Origin of the sequence: uncultured Capnocytophaga sp. (assembly GCF_938029845.1) — a bacterium.
Classification (GTDB): domain Bacteria; phylum Bacteroidota; class Bacteroidia; order Flavobacteriales; family Flavobacteriaceae; genus Capnocytophaga.
In genome coordinates this window covers 1-14,273 of record NZ_CALHGG010000174.1, presented here as the reverse complement: position 1 = coordinate 14,273, position 14,273 = coordinate 1, and the positions used below count along the sequence as shown (strand labels likewise).

The following is a 14,273-nucleotide window of genomic DNA, read 5'->3' as shown; positions in this document are numbered from 1 at the left end:
CAAAAAAATGAAGAAGAACATCTATCACTTAGCACTTATAGTTTTCTTTATACTATTTTCCTCTTGTAGTAAGGAATTTACCGAGACACAATTCTTTCAAGAAGATAGAGCTGACGAAGGCATTTCCTCTGTAGAACAGCTTTCTTCTCTTCTTAGGGGGGCTTATGTAAGCATGAGGGATGCCAACTACTTGGGATGTAATTACAGAGCTTATGCCGAAATACGTTCGGATGAAATGCATTACCTCTTTAACTCACCTTCCTTGACAGAGGTGGCTACTTATACCCTTAGTGGTCAAGATGCTTATGGTCCTACGGAGTTTACTTGGAAGACCATCTATCAGGTGGTAGCTTCTGCCAATATTGTGATCAATGCTCCAGATGATCTTCCTTGGGGTGAGGGAAATACACCTCAAGAAAGAACGAATGAAATAAAAAAACTCAAGGCACAGGCCTATACTGTACGAGCCTTAGCATTCTTTGACCTATTGCGACTCTATGGACAGAAATATGCTGGAGGTACTCTAGGGGTAGTGCTACCGATACGCTATGATGCCAATGCACATTCCACCAGAGCTACTATTCCTCAAACAGAGTCCCAAATAGAGACAGATTTCCAAAAAGCAATTGAATTATTTGAACAAGTAGCTCATTCACAAGGGGTTCCTTTGGAAAATTTGGTAGATACTGATCACAGGAATTATATCTCCCCCTTGGCTGTAAAAGCATTACAATCAAGATATTACTTGTATAAAAGCGAATGGACAAGAGCTGCTGGATGTGCTCTAGATGTAATCTTCTCAGGAATATACCAGTCAGCTTCTGCTTCTGAACTGAAAAGTTCTTTCCAAAAAGCAAATGCACCTAATAGTATATTCGAACTTACCGTAGGGATTAATGGTACACTCTCTACTCAATCCTATGACTATTTGATTAACTCAAAAGGGTCAGGCGAAATGGCAGTGTCTCGCCAGGCACAACAACTTTACGAACCTGGCGATGTAAGAGCTTCCTTGATAGAGACAGATGATATCATTGGTATAGATATGTATTTCTTGAATGATAAATTCTCTGACCTAGAAGGAAATAGTAATATAAAGGTAATTCGTTATGAAGAGGTATTGCTCAACGCCATAGAAGCACTCCTACACAGCGGAGATGATGAAACAGCGCTGACCCTCTACAACGAGCTAAGAGGTCAGAGAGGTCTTTCGGAGGTTACCTCCGTCTCCTTGGATGAACTCAAGAAGGAGCGCGTAAGAGAACTCTTGGGTGAAGGTTTCCGCTATTGGGACTTATTGCGCTGGGGAGATACGGTTCCTCAGGGCAATATAGATGGCTCTTTTTCTCCAAGCAATAATAAAACAGTACCTAACAGACTCTTTGCCTTCCCGATCCCTCAAACGGAGAGAATGAGCCCTAATAGTAAGGGAGTACAGCAAAACGAGGGATACTAAACATTAAGTGAAACATATTAAATATCAAAAATAACATGAAGAAAATCATTACAACACTCACTGTCATGACTTTGCTTGCTGCATGTAGTGAGAAAACAACAAAAGGAGAAGATAACTATGCAATTATCTCGGGAAGGGTATCTACTCCTGGAGAAATTGAGAAAGTATTGCTCGCACAGAACAACGAAGTCGTTAAAGAAATTCCTGTAAGTCCCAGTGGCTTTTTCCAAGATACTATACGGCCTATAACAGAAAACCATTATTACTACCTCTTCGAAAGTTCTATATTACAGATTCCTATCTATTTAGACAAACAAACCAATTTGGAGCTAACTTTCGATAAAGATTTGGAAAAGACGGTTCTTTCAGGTACAGAAAAAGAAAAAAATCAATATCTATTAGAAAGAGAAGTAATAGTTAATAATAAAATATTCCGTTCTGATGCTGAACTTTTCAAGCAGGAACCAAAAGTGTTCAAGGAGAATATAAAAAAATACTTTGAGAAGCTTAGAACAAAGCTGAATAGTTACAAATTTGATAAAGAATTTCTCGAAAAACAACAAAAATGGATAGAATATAAGTTTGCAGAGTGTTTGGTAGACTATCCTAATTCCTATAATTACTTTGTAGGTACCCAACCTGTACTTCCAGAGGATTTTTATGAGGAAATAAAAGGAATTGATTTTGATAATGCACAAGAATATGACTCCAATGAAGCTTATAGTGACTTAGTACAAAGGAAATATTTCCAACAAATAGGAGATCTTGAAGATCCAGTTCAATTGGATAACTTTATTAAGACCATAGGAGCACTCAAGTCTGAAAACATCCGTTCTGATTTTGCAGAGGGCTTAGCTTCCATGATCCATCCAAGTAATCCAAAGAATAAGGAAATCTTAGATTTTGTATTGGCTAATTCCAAAGAAGAGGAAGTCAAACAAACCGCTCAGTTGACCTATGACAAAATTACAAAATTGGCTGTGGGTGCTCCCTCTCCTGTATTTACCAACTATGAAAATGCCAATGGGGGTACTAATTCCCTTTCTGATTTCAAAGGAAAACTCGTATATGTAGATGTATGGGCTACTTGGTGTCGCCCTTGTTTGGCTGAAATTCCTGCGCTAAAAGCCTTACATGATAAGCTCAAGGGCAAAAATATAGAGTTTGTAAGTATTTCCATAGATGAAGATAAAGAAGCTTGGCGTAAGGTAGTAAAAGAAAGAGAACTCAAAGGAGTACAGCTTATTGCTGATAAGGCTTTTGAGTCTCAATTTATACGAGATTATTCCATTAATCAAATACCTACTTTTTTGATTATAGACAAAGAAGGAAGAATTATAGATCCCGACGCCCCACGCCCTTCTGATCCTCAATTGGCAGAAGTCTTAGAAAAGCTCTTAAAATAATGTGAGTTCGGCGTAAGCGAAATTATATTTTTTATCCCACAGACTCCATGGATTTTCACAGATAAATAAGATCTTTGGTCTTATAAAAAACTGTGTAAATCGAAACAGTACAATTACACAGACATAGAAAATCTGTGAAAATCCGAAGGAGTTTTCGTTATATCGAACTCACATTAAATAATATTGTAGAAAATGATACAATCTATTATTGAAAAGTATAAAGATAGAATAGTTGTAGGAACTAAAGGCTTTATAAATATAACTTGGATAGAGCAAACCAAAAAGAAATTAGGCTTTTCTTTGCCTGATAGTTATAAAGAGATGTTATTAAACTATGAATTTATCTCTGTCTGTGGAATTGATTTTAAAACTATTGCTCCACCTGAATATCAAGAAGATGCTGATATTGATATTTATTATACTTATCAAGTAAATTTGCAAAATAATCTATTCCGAAAAGATGAATTGGCTTTCTTAGAGATGGATGAAGAGACTTATTTCTTTAAAATTGAGGAAGTAGGTCAAGCTAATGAATATTCTGTTTACATTCGAGATTATATGATGAATGAAGATCATCTATATGCCAATAACTTTCAAGAATTTTTAGAACATTTTTTTAGCATACTATTGAAATAGCAAGTTTATTTATTTCCAAAAAGAAATGGTTTGCGAATTTATCAAACAGAGATAGAGAGGCTGTCCAGAAAAACTTTTCGGACAGCCTTTTTTATTTGGAACTAAATATTTTTCAAACGGATGAAACTTTAACATTTTAAAGAGTTAAAAATAAATAAATAATTGTATATTTGCCTCGTTCTAAAAGCACAACCATGTCCTTAACGCTCATAGCTGCCTTAGACCTTGACAATGGAATAGGCAAGGAAAACCAACTACTATGGCACTTGCCTGATGATTTTCAGCACTTTAAGCACCTTACGATGGGGCATTGTGTGATTATGGGACGTAAAACCTTGGAGTCCCTTCCTAAGCTCCTTCCCAAGCGCACTCATATTGTACTCTCTCGAGACAAAAATTATCAGAGGGAACATTGTATAATGGTATCCTCTATACAGGAGGCCATTGCCGTGGCTCATGAGCAGGACGAACACCCCTTTGTCATAGGTGGGGGAGAGGTGTATAAGCTAGCATTGCCTTATGCAACTACCCTTGAACTCACACGTGTACAAGCGCACTTTCAGGCGGATACCTTCTTTCCAGAGATTGACCTCCAAGTGTGGCAACTCGTAAGGCAAGACTTTCACCCCAAAGACGAAAGGCACCCCTACGACTTTTATTTCGAAACCTATAAACTTTTATAAGATGAAAAAGCTATTACTAACGCTTTTGGTGCTCTTCTCTGCCCGAGTGGGAGCACAAATAATCTCCGAAAACCTTGGCTCCAAGGATATGGATGATACTCGTAAGATAACCATAGTCCTACCCGATGGCTATGACAAACGACAAAAATACCCACTCTTTGTAGTGCTCAATGCCAGCCGACTACTGGAGCCTACGGTAACAAGCCTACGCTATTTCGCCCGTACAGGTGAGGTGCCTCCCTCTATTATTGTGGGGATATACAACCAAGAAGACGATGTAACCATACCACAGGAAACAGGAGTGCCTTTTAACGATACAGCTGTTTTCTTTGAGTTCGTAGGGCAGGTAGTAATCCCACATGTACAAAGCAAATATGCTACCAATGGTTTCAAAGGAATTATTGCCGATGGCGAAGGGGCTAACTTTATCAACTACTATCTGCTCAAGGAAAATTCCCTTTTCAACGCTTATATATCTCTCTCTCCTAATATGACTGAGAAGATAACTAACTCTATCCCAGAACAATTAGCTTCCTTCAAGACGCCTATTTTTTACTATCTTGGATGGACTCAGGACGAGGACAATGTAACCTTAAAGAAAATAACCGACTTGGACAAGCTTATGAGTGTCAAGAAGTTGGAACGTAGCTTCTATTTCTCTCAACCCTTTCCTCAAGTTACCACTAGTGCTGTTTCTATTATGGGGATCTCCGAGGCTTTGAACCTATTCTTTGAGGAATATCGCCCTATTACCATGCGCGAATATGCTGAAAAGGTGCTTAAGATTCAGAGTAATACAACTCAGTACTTGGAAGATAAATATAAGAAAATCAAAGACCTGTATGGAATAGACAAAGAACCTCTCTTGGAGGACGTGAAGGCTATCTATGCTGCTATTCTCAAGAATGCGGATTTCGAGTCCATCCCTATATTGGTTAAGTATATCAAGCCTTATTATAAGAACACAGCACTACCTGACTACTTAGAAGGAGATTACTACCAACGTATTCAGGAACCACAGAAGGCTTTTCGCTCACTTCAGCGTGCTTATGGAGCTAAGGAAATAGATTTTGTAACCAAGGAATTGGTGAGCCAGACCCTTGAAAAACTCCAAAAAGAATACCGAGGTAAGCTAAAAGCTAAAAAAGGAGATGCTGTTATAAGCGAACAGCTAAAAGAACAACCTGCTGAAACAGAGGATTCTAGCGCTCAAACTCCTACTGAAGGACAGCAGTAAATAGGGCAACGAGGAAAAATGTTCAAAATATATTTGGTGCATATTCAAAAATGTTATATCTTTGCACCTCAAATTAAATAAAAAGTTTTATGAATCATTACGAAACTGTTTTCATTTTGAATCCCGTTTTATCTGAAACTCAGATAAAGGAAGCAGTTGAGAAATTTGAAAATTTCTTAACCTCAAAGGGTGCTGAAATGGTAGCAAAAGAAGATTGGGGCTTAAAGAAATTGGCCTATTCCATTCAAAACAAGAAGAGTGGATTTTATCACTTATTTGAGTTCAAAGCACCAGGCGATATTATCGAAAGCTTTGAAGTAGAATTCCGCCGTGATGAGCGCGTAATGCGTTACCTCACTGTAAAGCTCGAGAAAGAAGCTATTGCATGGGCTGAGAAAAGAAGAGCAAAGTTGAACAGTAAAAAAGCCTAAAACATGTCTATCGAACAACAAGCAAAAGGAAAAAAAGAGGGAGATATCAGATATCTTACCCCATTGAATATAGATACCAACAAAAATAAAAAATATTGCCGTTTTAAAAAATTAGGTATCAAATATATTGATTACAAAGACCCTGATTTCTTATTGAAATTTATTAACGAACAAGGTAAGTTGTTGCCTCGTCGTATCACAGGTACTTCTCTGAAGTTTCAACGAAAGATCGCAGTAGCTGTTAAGCGCGCTCGTCACTTAGCTCTATTGCCTTATGTAGCCGATTTGTTAAAATAATTAATTCAAGGAATCAATGGAAATTATACTTAAAAATGATGTCCCTAACCTAGGGTTCAAGGACGATATAGTAACCGTGAAGAACGGATATGGGCGTAATTATCTTATTCCTCAAGGCCTTGCTCAGCTAGCGACTCCTTCTGCTAAAAAGGTGTTGGCTGAGAACCTAAAACAAAGAGCTTTCAAGGAAAAGAAAATTATTGAAGACGCAAAACAATTAGCCAAAGCACTCCAACAATTGGAAATAAAAATTGCTGCTAAGGCTGGAGTAGGCAACAAATTGTTCGGTTCTGTAAACCACGATGACCTTGCTGAAGAACTCCTTAAGGCTGGACACCAAGTAGATAAGAAATATATCTATATCGCAGGTGGCAATATCAAGCAAACAGGTAAGTATGAGGCTTCTGTACGTTTGCACAGAGAGGTAATCGTATCTTTACCTTTTGAAATAGTAGCCGAAAACAACTAAAGTTTTATTCATAGATTTTGGATTTAAAGCGAAAACCATCTCCTTGTGAGGTGGTTTTTTTCATATAACCTACTCCTATGACTTTCTTCTCTATTTTTAAGGATATAGGCGCTTTCCTATTCCCTCGCTATTGCTTGGGTTGTGGTCAGATAATCAGCCATCAAGAACAATTTCTCTGTGTAGCCTGTCGCCACGAGCTCAGGCAGACAAACTTTCACCTACTTTCTCAAGAGCGTAACCCTATGATAAGGAAGTTCTGGGGCAGGGTAGTGGTACAGAAAGCAGCCGCCTTGCTCTATTATGAAAAGGGGGCGGTATCTCAGCGGCTTATTCATGCTCTTAAGTATCATGATAGGCAGCAGGTAGGGCTTTGGCTAGGACAGTGGTACGCTACCGAACTTGCCCAAACGGGCTATTTTGCCGGGGTAGACTTGGTATTGCCGGTTCCCCTACATCCTAAGAAAAAGAAAAAAAGAGGTTACAATCAAGTAACACTCTTTGGGGAAACACTTGCAAAAACCTTGCAAGTGCCTTATCGTGAGGATATATTACTCAAGCAAACCTACAACTCCGCACAGGCCAAAAAGCACTGGCTAGAGCGACAGAAAACCACTGCCGAAACTTTTGTTCTTACCTCTTCAGAACAGATCGCAGGTAAGCATATCCTTATCGTAGATGATATCGTAACCACAGGAGCCACCCTCGCCCAGTGTGCAGCCTTGCTGATAGCCACAGGAGCTAAGGTGAGTTTTGCTTGTATGGCTTATAGTAATAACGAATAAAAATTAACTAAGGAGTATATCCTTATAGGCTTCGTATGAATTGCTTATGCTCTTTTTATGACAAGTACTCAAATCCACTTCTGGGACAGGGAAACTAGGAATTACTTGGCGGATTACCTCATCAAACTTCTTAGGACTGGCGGTACTTAGTACAGTGCCGTATTGGGAAGGAAGTAGGGATTTTTGCAAAGCTAAGTGCCCCACTGCTGAATGAGGATCAAGAGTATATCCTAAGGTATTATGTATATAAGCGATTTCGTCCAAGGTTTCTTTGTCGGAGATGACCACAGCGGTAATCATCTTACGGATGGCCTCAAGGTTGCAGCCAAATAGCTCTTGTATACGTACAAAGTTGCTCGGATCTCCTACGTCCATGGCATTGGAGAGGGTGGGCACTGAGGCCTTGGCCTGATAGCTTCCTGTTTGTAGGTAGAGGGCAAAGGTATCATTGGCATTGTTAGCGGCTACAAACTTGCTTACAGGTAGTCCCATAGCGTGGGCATATAGGCCAGCGGTGAGGTTACCAAAGTTTCCACTAGGTACAGCCAGCACCCAATCCTTACCGTCCAAGAGGTCTTTTACTTGCTTGTAAGCGAAGAAGTAGTAAAGCATTTGGGGGAGAAAACGGGCTACATTGATGGAGTTGGCACTACTTAGCACACGTTCTGCCTTGAGGGAAGCATCGGAAAGGGCTTGCTTGACAAGAGCTTGGCAGTCGTCAAAGGTTCCTTCCACTTCCACGGCTTGTATATTGGCTCCTAAGGAGGTCATTTGGTATTCTTGGAAAGGGCTTACTTTTCCTTTGGGGAAAAGAATCACCACTCTTACACCCTCCACTTTGTAAAAGCCATTGGCTACGGCACTCCCTGTATCGCCAGAGGTAGCCACCACTACCGTAGTAGGGTTATCCTTATCGGAGAATTTGCCTAAGCAACGCGCCATAAAGCGTGCCCCTACATCCTTGAACGCCATGGTAGGTCCATGGAATAGCTCTAGTACAGAGGTATTACTTAAGAGTTCTTTTACAGGCGTATCGAAGACAAAGACTTCTTCCAAGACCTTTTGGAGTTCTTCACGGCTAAAACTGTCATTTACATAGGGGTAAAGTGCCTCTGTAGCGATTTCTATATTGCTTTTTTGAGTAATTTCCTCAAAGAAAGAAGCAGGTAGGGTAGGGATATGTTCGGGAACAAAAAGTCCTTTGTCCTTTCCCAATCCTCTTAGGGTAGCTTCTTTGAAGGAAACTATCTCGTCCTTATGCTTGATATTATAATAGTTCATGATGTGTTAGTTTTCTTTAAGGCACAAAGATAAGATATTTCTGACGGCTTTGCAAGGTGTTTCTTATATTTGTTTCATGAGCAGAAATTATATACTGCGTACCAAATACAGTAGAATATTTCCATTGATTTTCTTAAAAAGATATTTGATGCTATATCCCCCTATAACGTCCTCTTCCATAAAGCTGATACTTATCTGAAAAGAATCCTCTGTAAAGAAAGAAAAATCAATAAGAGCCGTTTTTTCTTTATTCCACCACTCAAATTCTTTATCTTGGACAATCTTCTCTATGTTTAATTTCTCAAAAAGGGCTATATACTTCCTAGGAAATAATTTATGGTAGATTTTTATAAAGTCTTCCCTGACAATGGGTTTGTCTTCTGTTGTAAAGTCATCTCTATAAACTATATCTCCATATAGCATTTCATAAAGCGGTCCTTCATCATTGAGGGGATAATGTACCATAGTATCGGCAATTTTTGTGACCTGTCCTTGTGATAAGCACACTTGAAGTTCTTCCAGAAAAGAGGAGAGTTCTGTATCATTAATTTTTTCCTCTTCTGTAACCTTATCTTCTTTTTCACTGGTGAGGATATTTGTGATAACAGTATCTTTTCTCAATACATTTTCATCAGACGTAGTATCAGGGATTGTTCTCTTACAAGAAAACAGAACTAATGAAAACAAAAATACGAAAATATAGTGTTTGATTCTTCTTTTTGGGGACATAATTGCATTGGTTTATAATTATGATGAGTTGTTTCTGAAAATAATGAAGAATTATAAAATTGAGATGAAATATTTTTATACCAGACAATGTGATTCTTCTAAGCAATCCAAGAAAAATCTATCATAGTCAGGTACCATTTCTCTTTTATTTTTGTCACGTAAAAAATAAAATGGTTTGTGTAGGTACTATTACTAAAAGAAGATACTTCTTTCCAAGCTGTCATAATACAACGGGTAGTTTTCTCTATTTCTTTAGCTTTTTTTAAAGCTCTTTGGGCTTCTTGTTTTTCTTTTGCTGTCAAAGGGAGGGTGCTTAGAGAACTTGTTATGTAATAAGATAGTTTTTTCTGAGCTTCGGGGTGTGCAACAAAAAAGATACCTGTGAGTGAGCTGTATTCGTCAGGGGCGATATTTTCTGTTACTTTTTCAATAGGTACTTTTCCTACGCCTATTTTTCCCATAGCCAATACTTTTCGGTTGTATCCATCAATAAAAGTTTTTTCCTTCTCTTGGTAGAGCGTGTCGAGGTATATCCGTTTTTGGTTTGCCCAATAGACATCACCCCCAGGTTTGTACAAGAAATACAAACCAATATCGGGGTGTATGAGTTTGTTTAGCGCAGTAGTATCCTTTTTGTTGTAACATTGAATAATCTCATAGACAACCTCTTCAAAATTTTTTGGATTTATGTTCCCTGAGCTATAGGAATAATACTTGGCTAATGAATCTATAGTAGGGAGACTATCTTTTTGGGGAACAATTATTTCTTTTTTGGGGAGCAAGGGAGTATTCTTTACAAATTTTGTCCTTTGTAGGCAGCCCAAGAAGAAAGGTATAAGGAAAAGGTATAGGTATTTTGTCATATTCTTATAGGAAAATTTAGTTGATATTGATTTCAGGGGTTGTTACCTTCAAGTCATAACGCTTTTTCTGGTAGATATAGAAAGTTTGTATCTCAAAATAATAGGTTCCAGAGGATAAATAAGGAAAATAAGTACTGATACTGCTCTGTGGTGCTATCTTTATGTAAGGTTTTTCAGTATTTCCTAAAAAGAGATAGTTCTCAGAGCAATCATAACAGTTATCTAATCCTCCTCCGATATAGCGTTTTCCCTCTTTCCTAAAGCCCAAGATATGAGTACTTGCTTCTTTGCTTTCTTTTTTCAGTTTAGAAAATAGTTGTATGGTATCCGCAGTGGTATTTCTAATCTCCATAAGGGGTGTATGCTCTTGTACTCTTAGTGTTACATTCAAAAAAGGTTCATTTTGACTATACATAAAAGCAGGAAAGCAGAGGAAGTAAAACAAGATACTAAGGGGTTTCATAAAAATCATTTTTTAGCTATTCCATACATAGCTATTAGTGGAATACAAAGTAATTCTAAGAATAACAGCAACCCTATTAGCATAATGAGCCATAAGCTACGCGTTTTGCGGTGTTTTCTCCAGAATAATATACAAAAAATGATACTTATCAGTAATTGTAAGACAGTAATAGGCAATATAATCTGAATAGGATAGGCAAACTTGCTATTATTATACCTTAAAAGTCCCCAAACCGCTATAAGATAGACTCCAAAAAGCACAATGGCTATTGAAATATTATATTTCCAAAAGACTTTTATTGAATTATTTATCATTAGTTATAGGTCTTTTATGGATAAATAGTGTCATAAAACAACATATAATCAAGCTAAAAATGAGAGATGTAAAAAGTCCTATGGTCATATCATTTATACTTTTCATAACATTGGTTTCTATTATATCTTGCTTACTATTGGATTTTAATCCATAGTAGCTATAAAATACAACAGATAATTGCAGGATAATGTATATACAAGCAAAAATAGGGATAGACTTATTTTTTCTCTTAACTGTATTGCTCTTGTTTCTGAAAAGAATATATCCCCCCAATAGGAAGATGATTAAAGCATTAATGATGGAAAAAAAGGCAACTTTATCAGCGAAATTATATATTACATCTGTGGTTGTAGAGCTAATATGGTCTTCTATTTGGAATTTTACGGATACATAACACCCTATAAGATACATAATATCAAATACAATAAAGAGCAACAATCCTAATGTAATTAGTATTTTGGTGATATTTTTCTTCATAGTAATTTTTATTATATATCTCTTAAAAAGAGCCTCATTATCTTTTCTTTGCTTGGGTGATACCGGAAAAAGTTTCAAAGGGTTCAGTTTAATTACTATCCTTTAGCTTCCAGATTGCCTCGAAGTAATCTCGACTATTGGAAAGGCGTGGAATCTTATGTTGACCTCCTAACTTATCATTCTCTTTGAGCCAATCGTGGAAGAGGTTCTTTCGGGCAATATGAATCTTAGGCATAGCAAGGGTCATATCGTTATAGCGCTTGGCTTCGTAATCCGAGTTAAGGGCTTTCAGGGCAGTGTCTAGGGTGCGGGTAAAGGCTTCTATATCCTCAGGGGCGGTTTCGAATTCAATGATCCATTCGTGTCCGCCGCTCTTGTTGCCCTGCATGAAAATAGGTGCTACCGTGTATTCTATCACGTTACAATAGTGTTCATGACAGGCTCTTTTGAGGGCTTCCTCAGTATTTTCTATGATAAGCTCTTCTCCAAATACGTTGATATGGTGCTTGGTACGTCCTGTGACCTTGATACGATAGGGCGAGGTGGAGGTAAAGCGTACCGTATCGCCTATCTGGTAACGCCAAAGCCCTGCATTGGTGGTGATGACCATGGCATAGTTCTTACCTACCTCTACCTCCCATAGCGGAATGGCTTTCTGGGCAGGAGTGCCAAAGCTGTCCATAGGGATAAACTCATAGAAAATGCCATAGTCCAGCATCAGCAGCATTTCGTCACTGTTGTTTCTGTCTTGTATCGCAAAGAAACCTTCAGAGGCATTGTAGGTCTCATAATAGCGCACCGTATCGGAGGGGATCAGTTGCTTATATTGCTCTCGGTAGGGGACAAAGCTTACTCCACCGTGGAAATATACCTCTAAGTTTTTCCATATCTCTAGTATGTTTTCTTTGCCTGTATAGGCGAGTGCCTGCCTTAAGAGTACCATCATCCATGAGGGAACACCTACCAAGCTAGTTACATTCTCTCGTGAGGATTCCGCTACAATAGCCTTCATTTTGGCTTCCCACTCACTCATTAGGGACACCTTGGTGGAGGGGGTACAGCTGAATTCTGCCCAGAAAGGCAGGTTGTCTATGAGTATGGCGGATAAGTCACCAAAGATAGTCCCATTTTCCTCATATAACTCCTTACTACCCCCAAGGCGTAGGCTCTTTCCTGTAAATAGATTGGAGTCGGGGTTGTTATTCAGGTACAAGCAAAGCATATCCTTCCCTGCCTTGTAGTGGCAATGCTGAAGGGCTTCTTCACTTACAGGGATAAACTTGCTTTTGGCATTGGTCGTACCACTACTCTTGGCAAACCACTTGATAGGGGTACGCCAAAAAAGGTTCTGCTCTCCACGGCGGGCACGCTCTATCATAGGCTCTATATCCTCGTAGATAGAGATAGGGATACGCGAGGCAAAATCCTCATAGTTGCGAATGGAAATAAAGTCGTATTGCTTACCCATTTCGGTACTCTGTGCAGCTTCTAAGAGCTTGGCACATACGTTTTCCTGTACCTCGTGAGGGCGTTTGATGAATTCTTCTATCTGGTCTATACGTTTGCGCAAAAACCAAGAGGCAATGGAATGGATAATCGTTAAAGCCATATTTTGAGAAAAAATGTTCAGGGTTTGGTTTATTTTTACTACTTTTGTCAATCAGTATAGCGGACGTAAAAGTACAAAAAATATGAATACCTACCAAACGGTTTTAAGAAAAATGCGAACCGAGGCGCAAACGCCTGTACAGTATTACCTTTCCCTAGAAGAGGGAGAGCTACCCATGAACGACCTATTAGGGCAACAGCTCTCTTTGCGCTTTGCGGGTTACCACTGCTTGCACTGTGGGCAACCCAAGGAAATCTATAGGCAGGGACTCTGTAAGAAGTGTTTCTTTGAAGCTCCTGAGGTGGGGGAGTGGATCATCCGCCCAGAACTGAGCAAGGCGCATCTGGGTATAGAAGACAGAGATTTGGCCTACGAACAGCAGGTACAGCTACAACCGCACTTGCTTTACTTGGCCAACTCCAGTGAGGTAAAAGTAGGGGTTACCCGTAAAACACAGATGCCTACCCGCTGGATAGACCAAGGCGCTCATGAGGCTTTGGTGATGTTGGAGGTGCCCAACCGCTACTTGGCGGGGATAGGGGAGGTCGCCCTCAAGGCGCATATCTCTGATAAGACCAATTGGCGGAAGATGCTGACCAATACCCTACAAGTAGTGAATCTCAATATTATCAAACAAGGCTTAAAAGCATTTCTACCCCAAGAGACCTTGTCTTACTTTAGCGAAGAAGTACCTATCTATCATATCAACTATCCCGTCCTTAGGTATCCTACCAAAGTGACAAGCCTCACCATGCCCAAGACCCTACAATATCAGGGCAGGCTTATGGGAATCAAAGGGCAATACCTCCTCTTTGAGGATAATACAGTATTTAATGTACGCGGACACGAGGGGTTTGTAGTGGAAATTAGTTTTTAAGGATAAGGGGCAGCCTCTGGCAGAGATGTAATCAAAGATTATGAATACAGAAAAAGGAAAAGCCAAAAAATATGGGAATGTATATGAGATTATACTACCTAACAATAAATACATTTATGTTTGTTGGCTAGGAAGATTTCATTTTGGCTTTTTCAATTATTATTCTGAGGAAGCTACGACTGATTTAAATAAGCTTTTGTCAGTAGGTTTAATACACGACAAAAAATAATAAGGTACTTGACAAAAGAGCTGAAATTCTTTA

General features: G+C 38.9%; 17 protein-coding genes. 11 read left to right on the top strand and 6 right to left on the bottom strand.

The genetic code is table 11. The features are described 5' to 3' along the window. Window positions 1-7: 7 nt before the first annotated feature. The 9 genes from Q0625_RS13575 to Q0625_RS13535 all read left to right on the top strand — a co-directional run bounded on the left by Q0625_RS13575 (window position 8) and on the right by Q0625_RS13535 (window position 7,397). Complete coding sequence (locus Q0625_RS13575) at window positions 8-1,456, top strand: RagB/SusD family nutrient uptake outer membrane protein (RefSeq protein WP_298828379.1); 1,449 nt, start codon at window positions 8-10, stop codon at window positions 1,454-1,456. A 35-nt stretch (window positions 1,457-1,491) separates the two neighbouring features. Further along, the gene (locus tag Q0625_RS13570; RefSeq protein ID WP_298828376.1) at window positions 1,492-2,862 is read left to right on the top strand and encodes a TlpA disulfide reductase family protein; all 1,371 of its coding nucleotides are present in this window, start codon (window positions 1,492-1,494) and stop codon (window positions 2,860-2,862) included. Between the two features lie 192 nt (window positions 2,863-3,054). Continuing rightward, on the top strand, window positions 3,055-3,498 hold the full coding sequence (locus Q0625_RS13565; protein ID WP_298828373.1) for an SMI1/KNR4 family protein: 444 nt from the start codon (window positions 3,055-3,057) through the stop codon (window positions 3,496-3,498). 194 nt (window positions 3,499-3,692) lie between these two features. After that, window positions 3,693-4,181, top strand: a complete 489-nt coding sequence (locus Q0625_RS13560) for a dihydrofolate reductase (protein ID WP_298828371.1) — start codon at window positions 3,693-3,695, stop codon at window positions 4,179-4,181. Between the two features lies 1 nt (window position 4,182). After that, window positions 4,183-5,418 carry an esterase gene (locus Q0625_RS13555; protein ID WP_298828368.1) on the top strand — a complete coding sequence of 412 codons (1,236 nt, stop codon included), beginning with the start codon at window positions 4,183-4,185 and terminating at the stop codon, window positions 5,416-5,418. A gap of 89 nt (window positions 5,419-5,507) precedes the next feature. Further along, window positions 5,508-5,849: a 30S ribosomal protein S6 gene (gene rpsF, locus Q0625_RS13550; protein ID WP_298828365.1), complete on the top strand. Its 342-nt coding sequence runs from the start codon at window positions 5,508-5,510 to the stop codon at window positions 5,847-5,849. Window positions 5,850-5,852: 3 nt separating this feature from the next. Beyond that, window positions 5,853-6,146, top strand: a complete 294-nt coding sequence (gene rpsR / locus Q0625_RS13545; RefSeq protein ID WP_002670530.1) for a 30S ribosomal protein S18 — start codon at window positions 5,853-5,855, stop codon at window positions 6,144-6,146. 16 nt (window positions 6,147-6,162) lie between these two features. After that, entirely contained in the window at window positions 6,163-6,615 is a 453-nt protein-coding gene (rplI, locus tag Q0625_RS13540) for a 50S ribosomal protein L9 (RefSeq protein ID WP_298828355.1), read from the top strand. A 77-nt stretch (window positions 6,616-6,692) separates the two neighbouring features. Next, the gene (locus Q0625_RS13535; protein ID WP_298828352.1) at window positions 6,693-7,397 is read left to right on the top strand and encodes a phosphoribosyltransferase family protein; all 705 of its coding nucleotides are present in this window, start codon (window positions 6,693-6,695) and stop codon (window positions 7,395-7,397) included. Window positions 7,398-7,400: 3 nt separating this feature from the next. Here the strand turns inward: Q0625_RS13535 and thrC are convergent, their stop codons facing one another. The 6 genes from thrC to Q0625_RS13505 all read right to left on the bottom strand — a co-directional run bounded on the left by thrC (window position 7,401) and on the right by Q0625_RS13505 (window position 13,134). Then, window positions 7,401-8,678: a threonine synthase gene (gene thrC / locus Q0625_RS13530; RefSeq protein WP_298828350.1), complete on the bottom strand. Its 1,278-nt coding sequence runs from the start codon at window positions 8,676-8,678 to the stop codon at window positions 7,401-7,403. 87 nt (window positions 8,679-8,765) lie between these two features. Next, window positions 8,766-9,299 carry a hypothetical protein gene (locus Q0625_RS13525; protein ID WP_298828347.1) on the bottom strand — a complete coding sequence of 178 codons (534 nt, stop codon included), beginning with the start codon at window positions 9,297-9,299 and terminating at the stop codon, window positions 8,766-8,768. A gap of 206 nt (window positions 9,300-9,505) precedes the next feature. After that, the gene (locus tag Q0625_RS13520; protein ID WP_298828344.1) at window positions 9,506-10,270 is read right to left on the bottom strand and encodes a hypothetical protein; all 765 of its coding nucleotides are present in this window, start codon (window positions 10,268-10,270) and stop codon (window positions 9,506-9,508) included. A gap of 16 nt (window positions 10,271-10,286) precedes the next feature. After that, window positions 10,287-10,733 (bottom strand): hypothetical protein, encoded by a 447-nt coding sequence (locus tag Q0625_RS13515; protein WP_298828343.1) that lies wholly within the window; start codon window positions 10,731-10,733, stop codon window positions 10,287-10,289. A 303-nt stretch (window positions 10,734-11,036) separates the two neighbouring features. After that, entirely contained in the window at window positions 11,037-11,525 is a 489-nt protein-coding gene (locus tag Q0625_RS13510) for a hypothetical protein (RefSeq protein ID WP_298828341.1), read from the bottom strand. An 88-nt stretch (window positions 11,526-11,613) separates the two neighbouring features. Next, window positions 11,614-13,134: a GH3 auxin-responsive promoter family protein gene (locus Q0625_RS13505; RefSeq protein WP_298828338.1), complete on the bottom strand. Its 1,521-nt coding sequence runs from the start codon at window positions 13,132-13,134 to the stop codon at window positions 11,614-11,616. Window positions 13,135-13,216: 82 nt separating this feature from the next. On the opposite strand from Q0625_RS13505, the gene Q0625_RS13500 reads away from it, so the two are divergent. Beyond that, the gene (locus Q0625_RS13500; protein WP_298828335.1) at window positions 13,217-14,011 is read left to right on the top strand and encodes a DUF2797 domain-containing protein; all 795 of its coding nucleotides are present in this window, start codon (window positions 13,217-13,219) and stop codon (window positions 14,009-14,011) included. 40 nt (window positions 14,012-14,051) lie between these two features. Further along, window positions 14,052-14,240 (top strand): hypothetical protein, encoded by a 189-nt coding sequence (locus Q0625_RS13495; protein WP_298828332.1) that lies wholly within the window; start codon window positions 14,052-14,054, stop codon window positions 14,238-14,240. Window positions 14,241-14,273 lie beyond the last annotated feature (33 nt).